Annotated in this window: 13 protein-coding genes; 11 read left to right on the top strand and 2 right to left on the bottom strand. The window is 69.1% G+C overall.

Annotated elements, in window-relative coordinates:
- Positions 1-73 precede the first annotated feature (73 nt).
- From mmsA to SM447_RS13490, 11 genes are all read left to right on the top strand, one after another.
- On the top strand, positions 74-1,612 hold the full coding sequence (gene mmsA, locus SM447_RS13540; RefSeq protein WP_474573278.1) for a multiple monosaccharide ABC transporter ATP-binding protein: 1,539 nt from the start codon (positions 74-76) through the stop codon (positions 1,610-1,612).
- On the top strand, positions 1,609-2,856 hold the full coding sequence (gene mmsB, locus SM447_RS13535; RefSeq protein WP_474573109.1) for a multiple monosaccharide ABC transporter permease: 1,248 nt from the start codon (positions 1,609-1,611) through the stop codon (positions 2,854-2,856). Before mmsA ends, mmsB begins: the two co-directional genes overlap by 4 nt.
- Before the next feature lie 111 nt (positions 2,857-2,967).
- Positions 2,968-4,245 carry an ROK family protein gene (locus tag SM447_RS13530; RefSeq protein ID WP_474573108.1) on the top strand — a complete coding sequence of 426 codons (1,278 nt, stop codon included), beginning with the start codon at positions 2,968-2,970 and terminating at the stop codon, positions 4,243-4,245.
- Between the two features lie 137 nt (positions 4,246-4,382).
- Positions 4,383-6,053: a ribulokinase gene (araB, locus tag SM447_RS13525; RefSeq protein ID WP_474573107.1), complete on the top strand. Its 1,671-nt coding sequence runs from the start codon at positions 4,383-4,385 to the stop codon at positions 6,051-6,053.
- Complete coding sequence (locus SM447_RS13520) at positions 6,050-6,742, top strand: L-ribulose-5-phosphate 4-epimerase (RefSeq protein WP_474573106.1); 693 nt, start codon at positions 6,050-6,052, stop codon at positions 6,740-6,742. The genes araB and SM447_RS13520 overlap by 4 nt, the downstream gene beginning before the upstream one ends.
- 121 nt (positions 6,743-6,863) lie before the next feature.
- The gene (locus SM447_RS13515) at positions 6,864-7,871 is read left to right on the top strand and encodes an ABC transporter substrate-binding protein (RefSeq protein WP_474573105.1); all 1,008 of its coding nucleotides are present in this window, start codon (positions 6,864-6,866) and stop codon (positions 7,869-7,871) included.
- Between the two features lie 179 nt (positions 7,872-8,050).
- The gene (locus tag SM447_RS13510; RefSeq protein ID WP_474573104.1) at positions 8,051-9,592 is read left to right on the top strand and encodes a sugar ABC transporter ATP-binding protein; all 1,542 of its coding nucleotides are present in this window, start codon (positions 8,051-8,053) and stop codon (positions 9,590-9,592) included.
- Entirely contained in the window at positions 9,589-10,659 is a 1,071-nt protein-coding gene (locus SM447_RS13505; RefSeq protein WP_474573103.1) for an ABC transporter permease, read from the top strand. Before SM447_RS13510 ends, SM447_RS13505 begins: the two co-directional genes overlap by 4 nt.
- On the top strand, positions 10,656-11,645 hold the full coding sequence (gene yjfF, locus SM447_RS13500; RefSeq protein ID WP_474573102.1) for a galactofuranose ABC transporter, permease protein YjfF: 990 nt from the start codon (positions 10,656-10,658) through the stop codon (positions 11,643-11,645). Before SM447_RS13505 ends, yjfF begins: the two co-directional genes overlap by 4 nt.
- A gap of 27 nt (positions 11,646-11,672) precedes the next feature.
- Complete coding sequence (gene araA / locus SM447_RS13495; protein WP_474573101.1) at positions 11,673-13,175, top strand: L-arabinose isomerase; 1,503 nt, start codon at positions 11,673-11,675, stop codon at positions 13,173-13,175.
- A gap of 400 nt (positions 13,176-13,575) precedes the next feature.
- The gene (locus tag SM447_RS13490) at positions 13,576-15,669 is read left to right on the top strand and encodes a family 43 glycosylhydrolase (RefSeq protein WP_474573100.1); all 2,094 of its coding nucleotides are present in this window, start codon (positions 13,576-13,578) and stop codon (positions 15,667-15,669) included.
- Between the two features lie 453 nt (positions 15,670-16,122).
- Here SM447_RS13490 and SM447_RS13485 read toward each other — a convergent pair whose 3' ends face one another.
- Both SM447_RS13485 and SM447_RS13480 read right to left on the bottom strand, forming a co-directional pair.
- Positions 16,123-17,919, bottom strand: coding sequence for a family 43 glycosylhydrolase (locus SM447_RS13485; protein WP_474573099.1), 1,797 nt, complete (start codon positions 17,917-17,919; stop codon positions 16,123-16,125).
- Positions 17,916-19,433, bottom strand: a complete 1,518-nt coding sequence (locus tag SM447_RS13480; RefSeq protein ID WP_474573277.1) for a glycoside hydrolase family 27 protein — start codon at positions 19,431-19,433, stop codon at positions 17,916-17,918. The genes SM447_RS13485 and SM447_RS13480 overlap by 4 nt, the downstream gene beginning before the upstream one ends.
- Positions 19,434-19,666: the final 233 nt, after the last annotated feature.

Here is a 19,666-nt window from a genome sequence, read left to right as displayed (position 1 = left end):
CTCGGCGGCGGTGCCCGCCGCCGAGCCCGGCGCTACCCTGCCACTCACGATCTAGACGCTCAGGACGGTGAGCATGGACGACAACATCCTCGAGATGCGTCGCATCACCAAGACCTTCCCGGGGGTGGCGGCGCTCCAGGACGTCTCACTGGCCGTGCGCCGTGGGGAGATCCACGCCATCTGCGGCGAGAACGGTGCCGGCAAGTCCACCCTGATGAAGGTGCTGTCGGGCGTCTACCCGTCCGGCAGCTACGACGGGGAGATCCTCCTCGACGGCGAGCCGGTGCACTTCCGGGGCATCCGGGACAGCGAGGACCGGGGCATCGTCATCATCCACCAGGAACTCGCCCTGGTGCCGTACCTGTCGATCGCCGAGAACATCTTCCTGGGCAACGAACGTCGCGGGCCCGGTGGCCTGATCGACTGGAACCGCACCAACGCCGAAGCGGCGAAGCTGCTCGCCTCGGTCGGGTTGCCGGAGAACCCGGTGACACCGGTGGTGCAGCTCGGCGTCGGCAAGCAGCAACTGGTGGAGATCGCCAAGGCCATCTCCAAGAAGGTCCGACTGCTCATCCTCGACGAGCCGACCGCGGCGCTCAACGACGTCGACTCGGCCCACCTGCTCGACCTGATGCGCCGACTGCGCGACGAGGGCATCACCTGCATCATGATCTCGCACAAGCTGAACGAGATCACCGCGATCGCGGACTCCACCACGGTGCTACGTGACGGGCGGACGGTGGAGCGGCTGGACATGGCCTCCGGAGAGGTGACCCAGGAGCGGATCATCCGGGGCATGGTCGGCCGCGACCTGGACAGCTTCTACCCCGACCGGGTCTCCACGCCGGGGGAGGAGGTGCTGCGCATCGAGGACTGGTCGGTGCGACACCCGACCCAGGACCGGATGGTGGTCTCCGGCGCGAGCCTGAACGTCCGGGCCGGCGAGGTGGTCGGTATAGCCGGGCTGATGGGCGCCGGCCGGACCGAACTGGCCATGAGCGTCTTCGGGCGCTCCTACGGCCGGGACATCACCGGTCAGCTGTTCATGCACGGCCGCCCGATCAGAGCGCGTACGGTCGCGGAGGCCATCCGGCACGGCATCGCGTACGCGACCGAGGACCGTAAGCGCTTCGGACTGAATCTCATCGAGGACATCCGCCGCAACATCTCGGCGGCCGGGCTGCGCCGGCTCGCCCGGCTGGGCTGGGTGCACGACAACGAGGAGATCAAGGTCGCCGAGACCAGCCGGCGCGACATGAACATCAAGGCGCCGAGCGTGATGTCGGTGGTGGGCAAGCTCTCCGGCGGCAACCAGCAGAAGGTCGTCCTGTCCAAGTGGCTGTTCACCGATCCGGACGTGCTGATCCTGGACGAGCCGACCCGGGGCATCGACGTCGGGGCGAAGTTCGAGATCTACACGATCATCAATCGGCTGGTCGCGGACGGCAAGGCCGTCATCATCATCTCCTCCGAACTGCCCGAGCTGCTCGGCATGTGCGACCGCATCTACACGTTGTCGGCCGGCCGCATCACCGGCGTGGTGCCGGTCGCTGAGGCGACCCAGGAGAAGCTCATGGAACTCATGGCGAAGGACAAGGAAAGCGTCGGATGACCAGCACCAAGCCCTCCTCGGCGGACCCGAAGGCGGCCGAGCGCGCTCCCGCCGCCGCACTGCACGTCGGCACCAGCGACCCCCGTACGCTGATCATGAACAATCTGCGGCAGAGCGGCATCTTCGTCGCCCTGGTCGTCATCGTCGCCCTGTTCGCGTTCCTGACCGACGGTCTCTCGCTGAGCCCGGGCAACATCACCAACATCGTCCTGCAGTACTCCTACATCCTGGTGCTCGCCATCGGGATGGTCATCGTGATCATCGGCGGACACATCGACCTGTCGGTCGGGTCGGTGGTGGCGCTGACCGGCGCGGTCTCCGCCGTGGTCGTCATCCGACAGGGGCAGCCGTGGTGGGTCGGCGTGCTGGCCGCTCTGGCGGTCGGGATCGCGGTGGGCGCCTGGCACGGCTTCTGGGTGGCGTACGTCGGCATTCCCGCGTTCATCGTGACCCTCGCCGGCATGCTGCTGTTCCGTGGCCTCACCCTGCGGGTGCTGGACAACGTCTCGCTGTCGCCGTTCCCGGCCGAGTACAACCGGATCGCGGCCGGATTCCTCAACGGTCTGATCGGTGGTGACGGCTACGACGCCTTCACCCTGCTGATCGGCGGCATCGCGGTGGCCGGCTACGTGGTGAGCTGTTTCCGCACCCGGGTGGCCCGCATCCGCTATCAGCAGCCGGTCGAGTCGTTCGCGCTCTTCGTCGCGCGGATGGCGCTGGTCAGCGCCGTCGTCATGTGGTTCGCCTGGCAACTGGCCCACGCGCGGGGCCTGCCGATCGTGCTGATCATCCTGGCCGTCCTGGTGCTCGTCTACGGACTGCTCACCCGGCGTACCGTCTTCGGCCGACAGGTCTACGCGATCGGCGGCAACCTGTCGGCGGCGATGTTGTCCGGCGTCAAGGTCCGGACCGTGAACTTCTGGATTTTCGTCAACATGGGCTTCCTGTCCGCGGTGGCCGGCATCATCTTCTCCTCGCGCTCCAACGGCGCGCAGCCCGCTGCGGGGAACATGTTCGAACTCGACGCCATCGCCGCGGCCTTCATCGGCGGTGCTGCGGTGACCGGTGGTGTCGGCACCGTCGTGGGCGCCATGGTGGGCGGGTTGATCATGGCGGTGATGAGCAACGGGATGCAGCTGATGGGGGTGGACCAGTCGTTGCAGTCGGTGGTCAAGGGCCTTGTGCTGCTGGTCGCCGTGGCCTTCGACGTCTACAACAAGCGGCGGGCCGGCGCGAGCCGCTGACCGGCCAGGGTGCGGGCCGGAACCGGCCCGCACTTGACTGGGCGTCACTATGTGGAAACACTCCCTGGCGTCGGCTCCGCGCTCCAGCGGAGCCGGTGCCCGGAGGTCGGATTGGTCCAGGAGGAGATTCGCCGACGCAACGCCGGCACCCTGCTGCGGCACGTGCATCTCCGCGGCCCGCTCTCCCGAGCCGAGTTGGGCGAGCTGATGGGCCTGAACCGCAGCACCATCATGGCGTTGACCACCGAACTGAGCCGGTTCGGCCTGGTTGGCGAGGAGTCGCCGGCAGACACCCGTCGTGCCGGCCGGCCGTCGCTGGTGGTCCGGCCGGCGTCCGACCGGTGCTACGTGCTGGCCTTCGACGTCGCCGTGGACCGGCTGGTCGCCGCCCGGGTGGGGCTCGGTGGAGCGATCCTGGACCGGCGGGAGGCGACGCGTCCGCGCGCCGGTCCGGACCTGCACGATGTCGTCGCGGTCCTCGCCCGCTTCGGTCGTCAGCTGCACCGGGCGGCACCGCCGGACGCGAGATGCGTCGGCGTGGGCGCCTCGTACTGCGGCATGATCCGGCCGGGTGACGGGATGGTGCGTTACGGACCCGACCTGGGCTGGGTCGACCAGGCGTTCGGCGACGAACTCGGTCGCCGCCTGGGCCTCGGACTACCGGTGGTGGTGGGCAACGAGGCCCACCTCGGTGCGCAGGCAGAGCAGCAGCGCGGCGCGGGAGTGGGCCTCGACAACCTGATCTACCTGCACGGTGACGTCGGTGTCGGCGGCGGAATCATCGTCGGTGGGCGACTGCTGGGCGGCGACGGCGGTTACGGCTGCGAACTGGGGCACATGGTGGTCAACCCGTATGGCGGCCGGCCCTGTGGTTGCGGCTCACGAGGTTGCCTGGAGGCGGAGGTCGGCGAGCGGGCGTTGCTCGACGCCGCCGGTCGGCCCACCGAGCTGTTCGGCCGCGAGGCGGTCCGGTCCGTCGCCGACGACGCCGACCGAGGGGACCCGGCGGCGCGGCAGGCGCTGCGCCGGATCGGCGACTGGCTCGGTATCGGGGTGGCGAACCTGATCAATCTGTTCAACCCGGGCATGGTGGTCTTCGGCGGGATGCTGTGCGACCTCTACCCGGGTGCCGTGGCGCAGGTGCGCGCCCGCATCGCCCGCAACGTGCTGCCCGTGGCCCGGGAGAGCGTACGGCTGCGCACCGCGGCCCTCGGCGACGACGCCACCCTGGTCGGCGCGGCGGAACTCGGCTTCGCTCGGCTGCTCGGCGATCCGTTGGCGGTATTGGCGGAACCGCCGCCGCCGGAGACCGGCGGGCAGGCCGTAGCGCCGTCGGGTGCCGGGTTCCAGGCCGCGACAGGAGGTGTGAGAAGGCGCGCCGGGACCTGATCGCGCGGGACCGGGGTAGCCGACCGGTGGGTGTGCCTGCGACCATGCAGTCCGTTACGTAGCTGTTGCCGGGAGGTGTCTTGACGACATCGGATGTGAGCGTTAACACTGAGGTCCGTCATCGGCCGGAGGTAGAGATGAGCGGTGAGGCAGCGGGCGACCGGTACGTCGTCGGCGTGGACTACGGCACCCTTTCGGGGCGCGCCCTGGTGGTCCGCGTCCGCGACGGTGCCGAGCTGGGAACCGCGGTGCACGAGTACCGCCACGCGGTGATCAGCTCCGCGCTGCCGGACGGTGGCACGCCCCTGCCCCCGGACTGGGCGTTGCAGGACCCGGAGGACTACCGCGAGGTGCTGCGGCACGCCGTTCCGGCGGCGGTGGCCGCGGCCGGGGTCGACCCGGGTGACGTCATCGGCATCGGCATCGACTTCACCGCCTGCACGGTGCTGCCGACGCTGGCCGACGGCACGCCGCTGTGCGAGGTGCCGGAGCTGCGCCAGCGGCCACACTCCTGGGTGAAGCTCTGGAAGCACCACGCCGCCCAGCCGCACGCCGACCGGATCAACGCGCTCGCCCACGAGCGTGGCGAGCCCTGGATCGGCCGCTACGGCGGCAAGATCTCCGCCGAATGGCAGTTCGCCAAGGGCCTGCAGATCCTGGAGGAGGATCCGGAGATCTACCACCGGGCCGAACGGTTCATCGAGGCCGCGGACTGGATCGTCTGGCAGCTGAGCGGCGTCGAGACCCGCAACGTCTGCACCGCCGGCTACAAGGGCATCCTGCAGGACGGCAGCTACCCGTCGGCGGACTACCTGACCGCCCTCAACCCGGACTTCGGCGACTTCGTGGCCAAGTTGGACGGTCCGCTGATGCCGCTCGCCGAGCGGGCCGGGGGACTGACCGCGCGCGCCGCGGCCTGGACCGGGCTGCCGGAGGGGATCGCGGTCGCGGTCGGCAACGTCGACGCCCACGTGACCGCGGCCGCCGCCCAGGCGCTCGACCCGGGCCGGTTGGTGGCCATCATGGGTACCTCCACCTGCCACGTGGTCAACGGCAGCCGCCCCGCCGAGGTGGCCGGGATGTGCGGCGTCGTCGACGGCGGCATCAGCGCGGGGGCGTGGGGCTACGAGGCCGGACAGAGCGGCGTCGGCGACATCTTCGGCTGGTTCGTCAAGCACGCCGCCCCCGCGGGCGTCGACTCGCACGAGCGGCTCACCGAGCTGGCCGCCGCCCAGCCCGTCGGCGCGCACGGCCTGGTCGCGCTCGACTGGTGGAACGGCAACCGGTCGCTGCTGGTCAATCACGACCTCAGCGGGCTGATCGTCGGGCTGACCCTGGCCACCCGCCCGGAGGACATCTACCGGGCCCTGCTGGAGGCGACGGCGTACGGCACCCGGATGATCATCGAGGCGTTCGTCGAGGCCGGCGTGCCGGTCGACGACCTGGTGATCGCCGGTGGCCTCACCTCGAACGAACTGCTGATGCAGATCTACGCCGACGTCACCAACCGACCGCTCGGCATCATCGGCTCCGCGCAGGGGCCGGCGCTCGGCTCGGCGATCCACGCCGCCGTGGCCGCCGGCGCCTATCCCTCGATCCATCAGGCGTCGCGGGCGATGGGTCGGATAGCGGCGGCGGTCTACCGGCCGGATCCGGACCGGGTACGCGCGTACGACGCCCTCTACGCCGAGTACCGGGCGCTGCACGACCACTTCGGTCGCGGCGCCAACGACGTGATGCTGCGCCTGCGGGCGATCCGTAACGCGGCCGTGGAGTCGGCCGTCGCACCGCAGGAGGTGTTCGCGTGAACGGCGACCTGGCCCGGCAGATCAGCGAGCTGCGCGAGAGCGTGGCCCGGCTGCACGGGGAGCTGACCCGGTACGGGCTGGTCGCCTGGACGGCCGGCAACGTCTCGGCGCGGGTCCCCGGCCACGACCTCATGGTGATCAAACCGAGCGGCGTCGACTACGACGACCTCTCGGCGGACAACATGGTGCTCTGCGACCTCGACGGTGCGCCCGTCGAGGGGGAACTGTCGCCGTCGAGCGACACCGCGGCGCACGCCTACGTCTACCGCGCCATGCCCGAGGTGGGCGGCGTCGTGCACACCCACAGCACGTACGCCACCGCCTGGGCCGCGCGGGGTGAGTCGATCCCGTGCCACCTGACCGCGCAGGCCGACGAGTTCGGCGGGGAGATCCCGGTGGGCCCGTTCGCGCTGATCGGCGGCGACGACATCGGCAAGGGGATCGTCAGCACCCTCACCGGGCACCGTTCGCCCGCGGTGCTGATGCGTAACCACGGCGTCTTCACCATCGGGCGCAACGCCCGAGCGGCCGTCAAGGCCGCGGTGATGTGCGAGGACGTCGCCCGGACCGCGCACCTGGCGCGCGCGCTCGGGCAACCGGTGCCGATGGCGCAGGCCGACATCGACGCCCTCTACGACCGCTACCAGAACGTCTACGGCCAACGTTCATCGCCTCCGGCGAACTCCTGAACCGGCCCCGGCGTGCCGGGGTCGCTCCGCACCACCTGACGCACAGGATCCGCACCACCAGCGCCGGCCCGCGCACCTCGGCGGCCGGCGTGGACAACCGCACCCCACCCGAGGAGATCCGATGAGGAACATGCGAATTCCGATGGCGCGTCGGCGCGCCATCGCGGTCGTCGCCGCCGTGCTGCTCGCCGGCGGCGTGGCGGCCTGCGGCAACAGCGACACCGGCGGCGGCGGCAACGGCGGCGACGACGGCAAGCTCGTCCTGGGCTTCTCCCAGGTCGGCGCGGAGAGCGGCTGGCGTACGGCCAACACCAACTCCATCAAGGAGGCGGCGGCCGAGGCCGGCATCGAGCTGAAGTTCGACGACGCGCAGCAGAAGCAGGAAAACCAGATCAAGGCCATCCGCAACTACATCCAGCAGAAGGTCGACGTGATCGCCTTCTCGCCGGTGGTGGAGTCCGGCTGGGACACCGTGCTCAAGGAGGCCAAGGACGCCGGCATCCCGGTCATCCTGACCGACCGCGCGGTCGACTCCGCCGACAAGTCGCTCTACAAGACCTTCCTCGGCTCGGACTTCGTCAAGGAGGGCCGGCTCTCCGGTGAGTGGCTGGTGGAGAACAAGAAGGACGCGACCGGCGACGTGAACATCGTCGAGTTGCAGGGCACCACCGGCTCGGCCCCGGCCAACGACCGGAAGAAGGGCTTCGCCGAGGCGATCGCGGCCGACCCCAAGCTGAAGGTCATCGCGTCCCAGTCCGGCGACTTCACCCGGGCCGGCGGCAAGCAGGTGATGGAGCAGTTCCTGAAGGCCCACCCGAAGATCGACGTGCTGTTCGCGCACAACGACGACATGGGTCTGGGTGCGCTGGAGGCGATCACCGCCGCGGGCAAGGAGCCGGGCAAGGACATCACCATCATCACCATCGACGCGGTCAAGGACGGCATGCAGGCCCTGGCCGACGGCAAGTTCAACTTCATCGCGGAGTGCAGCCCGCTGCTCGGCCCACAGCTGATGGACCTGGCCAAGAAGGTGCACGCCGGCGAGGAGGTGCCGGCCCGGATCGAGACCGAGGAGACCACCTTCACCCAGGAGCAGGCCAAGGAGGCCCTGCCCAACCGCAAGTACTGATCGACGCGGGGGCCGCCGCACCGGCGTGGCGGCCCCACCGCGTCGCCCATTCCGACGGACTGGGCGTCTGGCCCGACACTCCGTGCCACGCCGCCCGGCCGGCCCCGCAGGCCGGCCGGGCGGCGTGCCGGGGTACCTGGCCCTTCCACATCGATGAAAATTAGAAGAGGATCGATGGGATGACGGATGGTCGTCCGGTCCTGACGATGACCGGGATCAGCAAATCCTTTCCCGGGGTGCGCGCACTCCACAACGTCGACTTCCGGCTCTTCCCCGGCGAGGTGCACGCCCTGATGGGCGAGAACGGCGCCGGCAAGTCGACCCTGATCAAGGTGTTGACGGGGGTGTACGGCATCGACGAGGGCACGGTCACCCTCGGCGATGAGCAGGTGGCATTCACCGGACCGATGCAGGCGTCCGCGGCCGGAGTCAGCACGGTCTACCAGGAGGTCAATCTCTGCCCGAACCTGTCGGTGGCGGAGAACATCTTCATCGGCCGGGAGCCGCGTCGCTTCGGCGCCGTCCGCTGGGGCGAGGTCCGGCGGCGGGCCCGGCAGCTGCTGGCGCGCCTGGACCTCGATATCGACGTCACCGCGCCGGTGGCGAGTTTCTCGCTGGCCGTGCAGCAGATGGTCGCGATCGCCCGGGCGATCGACGTGCGGGCCCGGGTGCTGATCCTGGACGAGCCGACCTCCAGTCTGGACGCCGGCGAGGTCGCGCAACTGTTCCGGATCATGCGGCAGCTGCGCGACGAGGGCATCGCCATCCTCTTCGTGACCCACTTCCTCGACCAGGTGTACGGCATCGCCGACCGGATCACCGTGCTGCGTAACGGCGCGCTCGTGGGGGAGTACCCGATCGCGGAGCTGCCGCAGCTGGCACTGGTCGAGAAGATGATCGGCAAGGAACTGGACGTCCTCGAACGGCTCGAGGAGCAGCCCCGGCGGGAGCTGACGGCACTGGAGGGCGACACCCCCTTCGTGCAGGTGTCGCAGCTCGGTCGCAAGGGCGCGGTCGCGCCGTTCAGCATGACCATCCACGCCGGCGAGGTGGTCGGTCTGGCCGGACTGCTCGGCTCCGGGCGTACCGAGGTGGCGCGGCTGTTGTTCGGCGCGGATCGGGCCGACCGCGGCGAGGTCGAGGTGGACGGCAACCGTACCGGCCTGCGCAATCCGGTCCAGGCCATCGAACAGGGCATCGGTTTCTGCTCGGAGAACCGCCGGGCGGAAGGGATCATCGCCGACCTGTCGGTCCGGGAGAACATGATCCTGGCCATGCAGGCGGCCCGGGGCTGGTTGCGCCCGATTCCCCGTCGCCGCCAGGACGAGCTGGTCGACCGGTACATCAAGGCGTTGAGCATCCGCCCGGCGAACCCGGACGTGCCGGTGCGCAACCTCTCCGGCGGCAACCAGCAGAAGGTCCTGCTGGCCCGCTGGCTGATCACCGAGCCTCGGCTGCTCATCCTCGACGAACCGACCCGAGGCATCGACATCGGCGCGAAGGCCGAGATCCAGAAGCTGGTGGTGCAGCTCTCCGACGGCGGCATGGCGGTGTTGTTCATCTCCGCCGAACTGGAGGAGGTGCTGCGCCTGAGCCACAGGATCGCGGTCATGCGCGACCGGGAACTGGTCGCGCACCTCGTGAACGACGACACTGTGGACGCCGACCGGGTGATGCAGACCATCGCCAGCGGAACCGAGCGTGAGGAGGCGAGCCGATGAGCGACGCCGGGAACCGCTTCCGTACCCTGCTTGGCCACCGGCTGTTCTGGCCGGTCGCCGTGCTCGTGGTCATGCTGGCGGCCAACACGATCTACCGTCCGGGTTTCCTGGCCGTCGAGGTCAACAACGGGCACCTGTACGGCACCCCGATCGACATCCTGCGGTTGAGCGCCCCGCTGATCCTGGTCGCGCTGGGCATGACCCTGGTCATCTCCACCGGCGGCATCGACCTGTCCGTCGGCTCGCTCTGCGCGATCAGCGGCGCCATCGCCTGCCTCTACATCAGCCGGGCACCCGACCAGAACAACATGGTCACCGTGCTGACCGCCCTCGCGATGGCGCTCGGTGTCGCGCTGGTGCTCGGCGCCTGGAACGGAGTCCTGGTCGCCGTCATCGGCATCCAACCGATCATCGCCACGCTCATCCTGATGGTGGCCGGCCGAGGGCTCGCGCAGCTGATCACCGAGGGTCAGATCATCACCATCAACTCCGGCCCGTACCGGGCGATCGGGCTGGGTCACCTGCTGACCCTGCCCCTGGCGATATTCATCGCCCTGGCCGCGGCCCTGCTCGTCGCGGCGTTCACCCGCCGCACCGCGCTCGGCATGATCGTCGAGTCGGTGGGCGGCAACCGGGAGGCCAGTCGGCTGGCCGGCATCCGCTCCGGTCGTGTCGTCTTCCTCGTCTACGTCGTCAGCGCAGCCTGCGCCGCGATCGCCGGGTTCATGATGACCGCCAACGTCTCCAGCGCCGACGGCAACGCCGCCGGCCTGTGGGTGGAACTCGACGCGATCCTCGCGGTCGTCATCGGCGGTACCTCGCTGGCCGGAGGCCGGTTCTACCTCAGCGGCACCATCCTCGGCGCCCTGATCATCCAGACCCTCACCACCACGGTGTACGCCATGAACATCTCTCCGCAGACGGCCCTGCTGTTCAAGGCGGTCGTCGTCATCGCCGTCTGCCTCATCCAGGCACCGGCCTTCCGCGCCAAGTTCCGCCGCCGACGGCACGGGCCACCGCCGTCGCAGTCGTCGCCGCAGCGGCAGAAGGAGCAGGTGCCGGCATGAGTACGACGTCCTTGACCACCGGGCCGAGCTGGGCCCGGCTGCCCCGGCGGCACGTGCCGGTACTGGCCACCCTGGCCCTGCTCCTGGTGATGTACGGCATTGGAGTCTCCCAGTACCGGGCGTTCTCCAACATCCAGGTAGTCTTCAATGTCTTCATCGATAACGGTTTCCTTCTCGTCATCGCCGTCGGGATGACCTTCGTGATCCTGACCGGCGGCATCGACCTGTCGGTCGGCTCGGTGGCCGCGATGACCGCGATGGTCTCGGCGTCGCTGTTGCAGTCCGGCCTGCCCGCGTTGCTGGTGCTGGTCATCGCCCTGTTGATCGGACCGACGCTCGGGTTCCTGATGGGCTGCGTGATCCACTTCTTCGACATCCAGCCGTTCATCGTCACCCTGGCCGGCATGTTCTTCGCCCGTGGCATGTGCACGTTCATCAGCAACGCGTCGATTCCGATCACCGACGGGTTCTGGACCACGATGTCGCAGTACCGCATCGGAGATCCGCGGGGCAACTTCGTCTCGGTCAGCGTGCTGGTGGCGTTCGCGGTGGTGCTGATCGCCGCCTACGTGCTGGCGTACACGCGGCTCGGGCGCAACGTCTACGCGATCGGCGGCAACCCCCAGTCGGCGCTGCTGATGGGGCTCCCGTTGGGGCGTACCCGGATCGCCGTCTACACCATCAGCGGCCTCTGCGCGGCGATCGGTGGGATCCTGCTGTCGTTCTACACGCTCTCCGGCGCACCGCTGATCGCCATCGGGATGGAACTGGACGTGATCGCGGCCGTGGTCATCGGTGGCACCGTGCTCACCGGCGGCTCGGGCTACGTCTTCGGCACGGTGCTGGGCGTGCTGGTGCTCGGCGTGATCCAGACCTTGATCACCTTCGACGGAAGCCTCAACTCCTGGTGGACCAAGATCGTGATCGGAGGCCTGCTCTTCGCGTTCATCCTGCTCCAGCGCCTCATCGGCATCCGCTACAAGTGACCGCCCCTCTCGCGGAAGGCAACTCCCATGGCAACACACCCTGAACCCGAGGTCTGGTTCCTCACCGGAAGCCAGGCAATGTACGGCGAGGACACGCTCCGGCAGGTGGCCGACCAGTCCCGTCAGATCGCCGCTCTGCTCGACGAATCGCCGCACATCCCCGCCCGGGTGGTCTGGAAGCCGGTCCTGACCACCAGCGCCGACATCCTGCGGATCTGCCGGGATGCCGCGACGCAGGGGGCGGTCGGGGTGATCGCCTGGATGCACACCTTCTCGCCGGCGAAAATGTGGATCTCGGGCCTGGACGCGTTGCAGACGCCACTGCTGCACCTGCACACCCAGGCCAACGTCCTGCTCCCGTGGGACGAGATCGACATGGACTTCATGAACCTGAACCAGGCCGCCCACGGCGACCGGGAGTTCGGGTTCATCCAGACCCGGCTCGGGGTGGCTCGCAAGACCGTTGCGGGGCACGTCTCCGATCCGCGCGTCACCGCCCGCGTCGGTGCCTGGACCCGGGCCGCGATCGGCTGGTCGGCGATGCGTTCGCTGCGGCTGGCGCGATTCGGCGACAACATGCGCGACGTGGCGGTGACCGAGGGGGACAAGGTCGAGGCGGAGCTGCGCTTCGGGGTCTCGGTGAACACCTACGGGGTCAACGACCTGGTGCGGGTGGTCGACGAGGTGGCCGAGGCGCAGATCGACGACCTGGTGAAGGAGTACGACGACACGTTCCGGGTCGCCGCCGAGCTTCGGCCCGGCGGCGAGCGGCACGACTCGCTGCGATATGCCGCCCGGTTGGAACTCGGCCTGCGTACCTTCCTGGACGCCGGCGGCTTCCGCGCGTTCACCACCAACTTCGAGGACCTGGGCGGGCTGCGTCAACTGCCCGGTATCGCGGTGCAGCGGCTCATGGCCGACGGCTACGGCTTCGGTGGTGAGGGGGACTGGAAGACCTCGGTGCTGGTGCACACCCTCAAGGCGATGGCCGTCGGCACCGAGGGCGGGACCTCGTTCATGGAGGACTACACCTACGACCTCACCCCGGGCGAGGAGCTGGTGCTCGGCGCCCACATGCTCGAGGTGTGCCCGTCGATCGCCGCCGACGTGCCGAACGTGGAGATCCATCCACTGAGCATCGGCGGTCGGGAGGACCCCGTCCGGCTGGTCTTCGACGCCGAGCCGGGGCCGGCGGTGGTGCTCGGCCTGGCCGACATGGGCGAGCGCTTCCGGCTGGTGGCCAACGAGGTCGACGTGGTCTCCCCGCCGCACCCCCTGCGCCGGCTGCCGGTGGCCCGGGCGGTCTGGCGGCCACGGCCGCACCTGGCCGGCTCCGCCGAGGCCTGGATCACCGCCGGCGCTCCCCACCACACGGTGCTGTCGCAGGCGGTGGGCGTGGAGGAGTTGCACGACCTCGCCGAGATGAGCCGGACCGAACTCGTCGTCATCGACGCCGACACCGATCCTCGACGGTTCGCCGACGAACTGCGCTGGAACCAGGCGTACTACCGGCTCGCCCGGGGGTTCTGAGCGCCACCCGACGCCGGTGGGGTGACGGACCGGGTCGCAGCGGCCCGGTCCGTCACGCCGTCGACCGTCCGTGCCTGCGAGTGGCCGGCGGCCCGGCCGGCGGGTCACCCCGCCGGTCGGCAAGCCCTGGCAACGTCAGCAGAATCCTCCAGCCGGCTCCTGAGTCGTCGATGTTACGTCTTGACGAAGGCCGTGTTATCGCTCACAGTCGATAGTGACGACGGGCGATATTTGCGGCCGTCCGGGACGCCTTGCGTCGCTCTACAACTGGTGGCCATCCTGATCTCTCCCTTGGGCAGAGCGGTCATGTTAGCGATCACAAGCCAAACCGGAAGAGCGACGCCGGGCCGCAGCGCGACCGTCGAGCTGTTCGTTCTGCTCGCAGGGCTGAAGGAGGATCATGATTGCCATTGGTGAGGTCCCACGGCTCCGGCCGGGCCGGCGCGGCTGGTTGTCCCGTGCCGTCGCCGTGCTGGCGGCGACAGTGGTGGGCGGCGCCCTGGCGGCGGTCGCGCCGTCACCGGCATCGGCGGCCACGGTGGACACCAACGCCTGGTACGTGCTGGTCAACCGCAACAGCGGCAAGGCGCTCGACGTCTACAACCAGGCCACCAACGACGGTGCGCGGATTACTCAGTGGGCGCGTAACGACGGCGCGTGGCAGCAGTGGCAGTTCGTCGACTCCGGTGGCGGCTACTACCGGCTTCGCTCGCGGCACTCGGGCAAGGTGCTCGACGTGTACAACTTCTCCACCGCCAACGGCGCGTCGATCGTGCAGTGGAGTGACCACAACGGAACCAACCAGCAGTTCCGGTTGGCCGACTCGGCCGGCGGCTACGTCCGCCTGATCAACCGGAACTCGAACAAGGTGATGGAGGTGCAGAACGCCTCCACCGCCGACGGCGGCAACATCGTGCAGTACGACGACTGGGGTGGCGCGAACCAGCAGTGGCAACTGGTCCAGGTCGGCAGCGGCGGCAACCCCGGCACGCCCCCGGGCGGCAGCTTCACCAACCCGGTGGTCTGGCAGGACTTCGCCGACGTCGAGGTGATCCGGGTCGGCGAGGTGTACTACATGACCGCCTCGACCATGCACTACTCGCCGGGCGCCCCCGTGCTGCGCTCGTACGACCTGGTGAACTGGGAGTTCGCCGGGCATTCGGTGCCCCGCCTGGACTTCGGCACCAAGTACGACCTGCCCAGCGGACAACAGGCGTACGTGGACGGCATCTGGGCCTCCACGCTGAACTACCGGCCGAGCAACCGGACGTTCTACTGGGCCGGGTGCATCGACTTCGCCCAGACGCACATCTACACCGCGTCGGCCGTCGACGGCACCTGGAGCCGGCACGCCACCATCCCCAACTGCTACTACGACGCCGGAATGCTGATCGACGACAACGACACCATGTACGTCGCGTACGGCAACGGCACGATCAGCGTGGCCCAGCTCTCCGCCGACGGGCGTACCCAGGTGCGGGCCCAGCAGGTCTACCAGACCCCGTCGAGCATCGGCACCCTGGAGGGCGCGCGCTTCTACAAGCGCAACGGCGCCTACTACATCTGGCTGACCCGTCCCGCCAACGGCCAGTACGTGCTGAAGTCCACCAACGGCCCGTTCGGTCCCTACGAGCAGCGGCAGGTGCTGCTCAACATGCAGGGGCCGATCTCCGGTGGTGGGGTGCCCCACCAGGGCGGACTGGTGCAGACGCCGAACGGCGCCTGGTACTACATGGCCTTCACCGACGCGTACCCGGGCGGCCGGATGCCGACCCTCGCGCCGATCAACTGGACCGCGGACGGCTGGCCGCAGGTGCAGACGGTCAACGGTGCCTGGGGGGTGAACTACCCGAACCCGCTGCCGCTGCGGCCGGTCAAGCCGCTCACCGGCGTCGACACGTTCGCCGGCACCACCCTCGGCCCGCAGTGGGAGTGGAACCACAACCCGGACAACAGCCGGTGGTCGGTGAACAACGGGCTGCGCCTGCAGACCGCCACCGTGACCAACGACCTCTACCGGGCCCGCAACACGATCACCCACCGCATCCAGGGGCCGACCTCGACCGGCACGGTCGAGATCGACTACTCGACCATGCGCGACGGCGACCGTACCGGCCTGGCCATGCTGCGGGACGTCTCGGCGTGGATCGGAGTGCGGCGCGACAACGGGGCCACCCGGGTGGTGATGACCAACGGGCTGAACATGAACAGCAACTGGGACACCAGCAGCACCGGCAGCGAGATCGCCAGCGCCCCGGTCTCCGGCGGGCGGATCTGGTTGCGTGCCAACGCCGACATCCGGCCCGGCACCGGGCGGCAGGCACGCTTCTCGTACAGCACCGACGGGGTCACCTTCGTCCCGCTGGGCAACGCCCTGACGCTGAACAACAACTGGACGTTCTTCATGGGATACCGGTTCGCCATTTTCAACCACGCCACCCAGGCGTTGGGTGGTGCGGTGACGGTACGGCGGTTCGAGCTGACCACGCCGTGAGATAGCGGTGACCGGCCCGACACCGTACCTGTTGAGGCCGGTTGGTCACCCACAGGCTGGGGCCTGTCGTCTGCCCGCCGAGCGGACGACAGGCCCCTTCTCGTCTGGCGGGCCTGCCCGCACACCGCCTCGTTGATCGGTCTCGCAGGACCGCGCCGGCACCACCGCCCGCAGTGGCTGTTGCGGACCGTGGCCGAGGTGAGCAGGTCGACCCGGCTGGCGCTGTCGAGCTGAGAGCCCAAACGACTCACGCCGCCGAGTGAGAGCACAAACGATTCAGCTCGACAGGACGCGCGCAACCCACCGACGGCCCCCCACCACCGCGCAGCGACGGGACCCACCGGACGCGGGCAACCCACCTCCGACCGGATCCAGGGGCAGGGCAACCTGGCCGCCGGAGACGCGGATGCCGGGTGGGAGGATCCCACCCGGCACCCCTCCGCGCGCCAAGGGTCAGGCGGTGCGGGACCACTGCATGCTGGTCGCGGAGCCGCAGGTCCGTTGCTCCAGGGCGGCGCCGAGAGCGGTGGAACCACCGACCACGTTCAGGCACTTGTTGCTGTTGACGTTGACCAGCTGGTGGTAACCGTCACCGGTCGAGCGCCAGCTGAACACCTGGTTCAGGCCGTCGTGGCAGGTGTACTGGATGATCTGCGCCCCGTCGGCCGTGGAGACGTCGCGCACGTCGACGCACTTGCCGCTGTGCACGCTCTGCAGCCGTACGTTGCCGTTGCCGGCGTCGAGGAAGCGCCACTGCTGCCAGGCGGCGCCGTTGCTGCTCCACTGGCCGATCACGGCGAGATTGTCCAGGTTGGGCTGCTGGACGTCGACGACCTGCCCGCTGTTGCGATTGGTGATCCGGTAGGCGGTGGGGGTGCTGCCACCGCCGGCGAACTGCCACCAGTTGACGTTGAACAGGTTGCCGCTGCCACCGGCGAAGCGCAGGTAGAGGTCGCGGGTGCCGGTGGCCCCACTCACGCCGCAGCTGGTGGTCGTCCAGTTCTGCCAGCCGCCGGTGCCGGCGACCGTGCAGGTGCCGACCACCGGTCCGCTGGCGCTGTCGAGCCGTACCTCGATGCGGCCACCGCTGGTGGCGGAGGCGACCCGCGCCGAGAAGGAGGTGGCTCCGGTGCCGAAGGCCACTCCCTTGACCTTGATGTAGTCGCCGTTCTCGATCCAGCCGACGTTCATGCCACCCTCGCTGGACGGCTCGGTCTCGATGCCGGAACCCCAGGCGATCGTCTCGGCCTCCTGGCGTACGTAGGGGTTCAGCGTGCCGACCTGGGGAGCGCCGGCGGTGGTCATGTTGATGGTGGGGATGGTGCCGTTGGCGTTGTAGGTGAACTTCTCCACGGCCACCGACCGGGTGTAGCCGCCGCCGCCCGGCAGCGCGCCGTTGTGGTAGAAGAAGTACGACCCGCCGTTGAAGTCGATCACGCCGGGATGGTTGGTGAAGCTGGAGCCCTGCCGGGGCATGACCGTTCCCCGGTAGGTCCACGGTCCGGTCGGGCCGGGGGCCGTCGAGTAGGCGATGAACTCCGAGCAGCATTCCGCGGCGAACACGTTGTAGTAGAGACCGTTGCGCTTGTAGACCCACGGCCCTTCCTCATAGAGGGTCGGGCGGCTGGCGTTGCCGGTGCGGGTGCCGAACCCGGCGGTGGTGAGCGGGATCTGGGTCGGTCCACCGGAGAACGAGATCATGTCGGGGTTGAGCCGGACGTACCACAGGTTCGGGTTGCCCCAGTACAGGTACGCCTGTCCGTCGTCGTCGATGAAGGCGTGCGGATCGATCTCGCCGTTGCCGACGAGTGGGCGGCCGAGCGCGTCGCGGAACGGACCGGTCGGGCTGTCCGCGACGCCCACCCCGATGACCATCTGTCCGTTCGAGCGTTGCCGGACCGGCACGTACCAGTAGAACTTCCCGTTGCGGGCGATGACGTGTCCCGCCCACGCGTTCGCGTCCGCCCAGGCGAACGTGGCCAGGCTCATCGGTACGCCGTGGTCGGTCCAGTTCACCATGTCGGCCGAGGAGAAGACCCGCCACTCACGCATGGTGAAGTAGGTGGACCCGTCCTCGTCGTGGCCCGTGTAGACGTACACCCGGCCGTTGTGCAGCATCGGTGCCGGGTCGGCGGTGTAGATGTGCTGGACGAAGGGGTTGTCGGCCCGCGCCACGCCCGGCAGCAGGGCGATCACGCAGGCCACGCTGGCGATCACGGCGAGGGCGCGCCGCAGCGCAGCGGCGCTCATGCCCGGCTCCACCGCTGGTTGGTGTTGCCGTGGCAGGACCAGAGGATCACCGCGGTCCCGTTGGCGGTGCCCGCGTTGTTCACGTCCAGGCACAGCGACGGGAAGCGGACGTTGCTCACCGTGCCGTTGCCGTTGAACGTCCACTGCTGGTTGGTGCCCCCGTTGCAGTCCCAGATCTGCACCCGGGTGCCGTTGGCCGCGTTCGTCGGCACATCCAGGCACTTGCCGAGGATCCGCAGCGTCTGGCCGTTCTGGGTGATCTGCTGGTTGGGGTTGCCGTGGCAGTCCCAGATCAGGGTTCCGGTGCCGTTGGCGGTGTTGGAGTTGTCGAGATCGAGGCAGCGACCGGCCGACTCGCTGCGCAGCCGGAAGGTGGTCGGGACCGGCGGGTTGGTGGTGCCGCCGCCGCTGACCCGGTACACCACGGTGCCGTGTGCCGGAACACTCGCGGAGATCGCCCCGGTGGTCGTGGAGGTGCCGTTGGTCCACGCGTCGCGCAGCGTGAACGAACTGCCGGTCTTGCCGATCGCCGCCGCCGTGGTGGAGACCGTCGTGGTCGAGTTGCCCTGGTTGAACAGGGCGACCGCGACGTCGCCGTTGGCCAGGCGCTTGGCCAGGACGCGCCGGGTGCCGTCATGGGAGATCTGGACGGCCTGGAGCCCCAAGGTGTCCTGGTTGATCGCGACCAGGTTCTGGTTGCGCAGGATGTCCAGGGTCGCCGCGCTGGCCGAACGCAGGTCGTTGCCCATCATCAACGGCGCCGCCATGATCGCCCACAGTGCGAAGTGGCTGCGCATCTCGGTGTCGTTCATGCCGCCGTTGCCGACCTCGAGCATGTCCGGGTCGTTGAAGCCGCCCGGCGCGGCGTACCCGGCCAGCGGCACGTTCACGTTGACGATGTTCTGGATGCCCATCGGGTATCCGTTCGTCTGGCCGGTGTCCCACGCGTTGGTGATGTCCTCGGTGGTCCGCCAGAGATTCGCCACGTCGCTCCAGTTGCGCTGCGGCCCGGTCTTCTCGTGGATGCTGTTCGGGTTGATGCTGTAGACGATGGGCCGGCCGGTGGCCGCCAGCGCGTCGCGCATGATGCCGAACCGTGCCACCTGGTCGTTGATGGTGCCGGTGGGGGAGCACCAGTCGTACTTGAGGTAGTCGACGCCCCAGGCGGCGAACTGCCGGGCGTCCTGGTACTCGTGCCCGAGGCTGCCGGTGGCGCCCGGGAAGGAGTTGAAGTACTGGGCGCAGGTCCGGTCCAGCGGGACCTGGTAGATGCCGAAGAGCAGACCTCGTGCGTGCAGGTAGTCGCCGAGCGCCTTCATTCCGCTCGGGAACCGTTGCGGGTGGGCCTGGAGGTTGCCCTGCGCGTCCCGGTTCGGGTTGAACCAGCAGTCGTCGACGACGACGTACTTGTACCCGAGGTCGCGCAGTCCGTGGCTGACGATCGCGTCGGCCATCTGGCGGATGAGTGTCTCGTTGATGTTGCAGCCGAACGTGTTCCAGGTGTTCCAGCCCATCGGCGGGGTCCGGGCGACGCCGTTGTTGAGTGCCTCTGCCGGCCTGGGCGCGACGATCCCGTCGGCGACGCTCGCGGTGAGCGTCAACGTCAGGATGCCCAGGAAAGCGGTCAACCACCTTCTTGCGCTACGCACGTGAGTTCCTCCTGTCGGTGGTGGGGAGATCGGCTCGGCGACCGGGTGCCGACATCGCGGCGATCGCGGGTGTGGCCCCTGGCCCCGCTGACGGATCA

Source organism: Micromonospora aridisoli (genome assembly GCF_056150025.1).
Note: the sequence above shows the minus strand (reverse complement) of the source record. Positions and strands in the feature narration are given on the sequence as shown.

Excerpts from the sequence above, each read along its gene's own strand:
- mmsA (WP_474573278.1), top strand. The coding sequence starts at position 74 with ATGGACGACAACATCCTCGAGATGCGTCGCATCACCAAGACCTTCCCG.
- mmsB (WP_474573109.1), top strand. The coding sequence starts at position 1,609 with ATGACCAGCACCAAGCCCTCCTCGGCGGACCCGAAGGCGGCCGAGCGC.
- araB (WP_474573107.1), top strand. The coding sequence starts at position 4,383 with ATGAGCGGTGAGGCAGCGGGCGACCGGTACGTCGTCGGCGTGGACTAC.
- SM447_RS13515 (WP_474573105.1), top strand. The coding sequence starts at position 6,864 with ATGAGGAACATGCGAATTCCGATGGCGCGTCGGCGCGCCATCGCGGTC.
- SM447_RS13510 (WP_474573104.1), top strand. The coding sequence starts at position 8,051 with ATGACGGATGGTCGTCCGGTCCTGACGATGACCGGGATCAGCAAATCC.
- SM447_RS13505 (WP_474573103.1), top strand. The coding sequence starts at position 9,589 with ATGAGCGACGCCGGGAACCGCTTCCGTACCCTGCTTGGCCACCGGCTG.
- yjfF (WP_474573102.1), top strand. The coding sequence starts at position 10,656 with ATGAGTACGACGTCCTTGACCACCGGGCCGAGCTGGGCCCGGCTGCCC.
- araA (WP_474573101.1), top strand. The coding sequence starts at position 11,673 with ATGGCAACACACCCTGAACCCGAGGTCTGGTTCCTCACCGGAAGCCAG.
- SM447_RS13490 (WP_474573100.1), top strand. The coding sequence starts at position 13,576 with ATGATTGCCATTGGTGAGGTCCCACGGCTCCGGCCGGGCCGGCGCGGC.
- SM447_RS13485 (WP_474573099.1), bottom strand. The coding sequence starts at position 17,919 with ATGAGCGCCGCTGCGCTGCGGCGCGCCCTCGCCGTGATCGCCAGCGTG.
- SM447_RS13480 (WP_474573277.1), bottom strand. The coding sequence starts at position 19,433 with ATGGGCTGGAACACCTGGAACACGTTCGGCTGCAACATCAACGAGACA.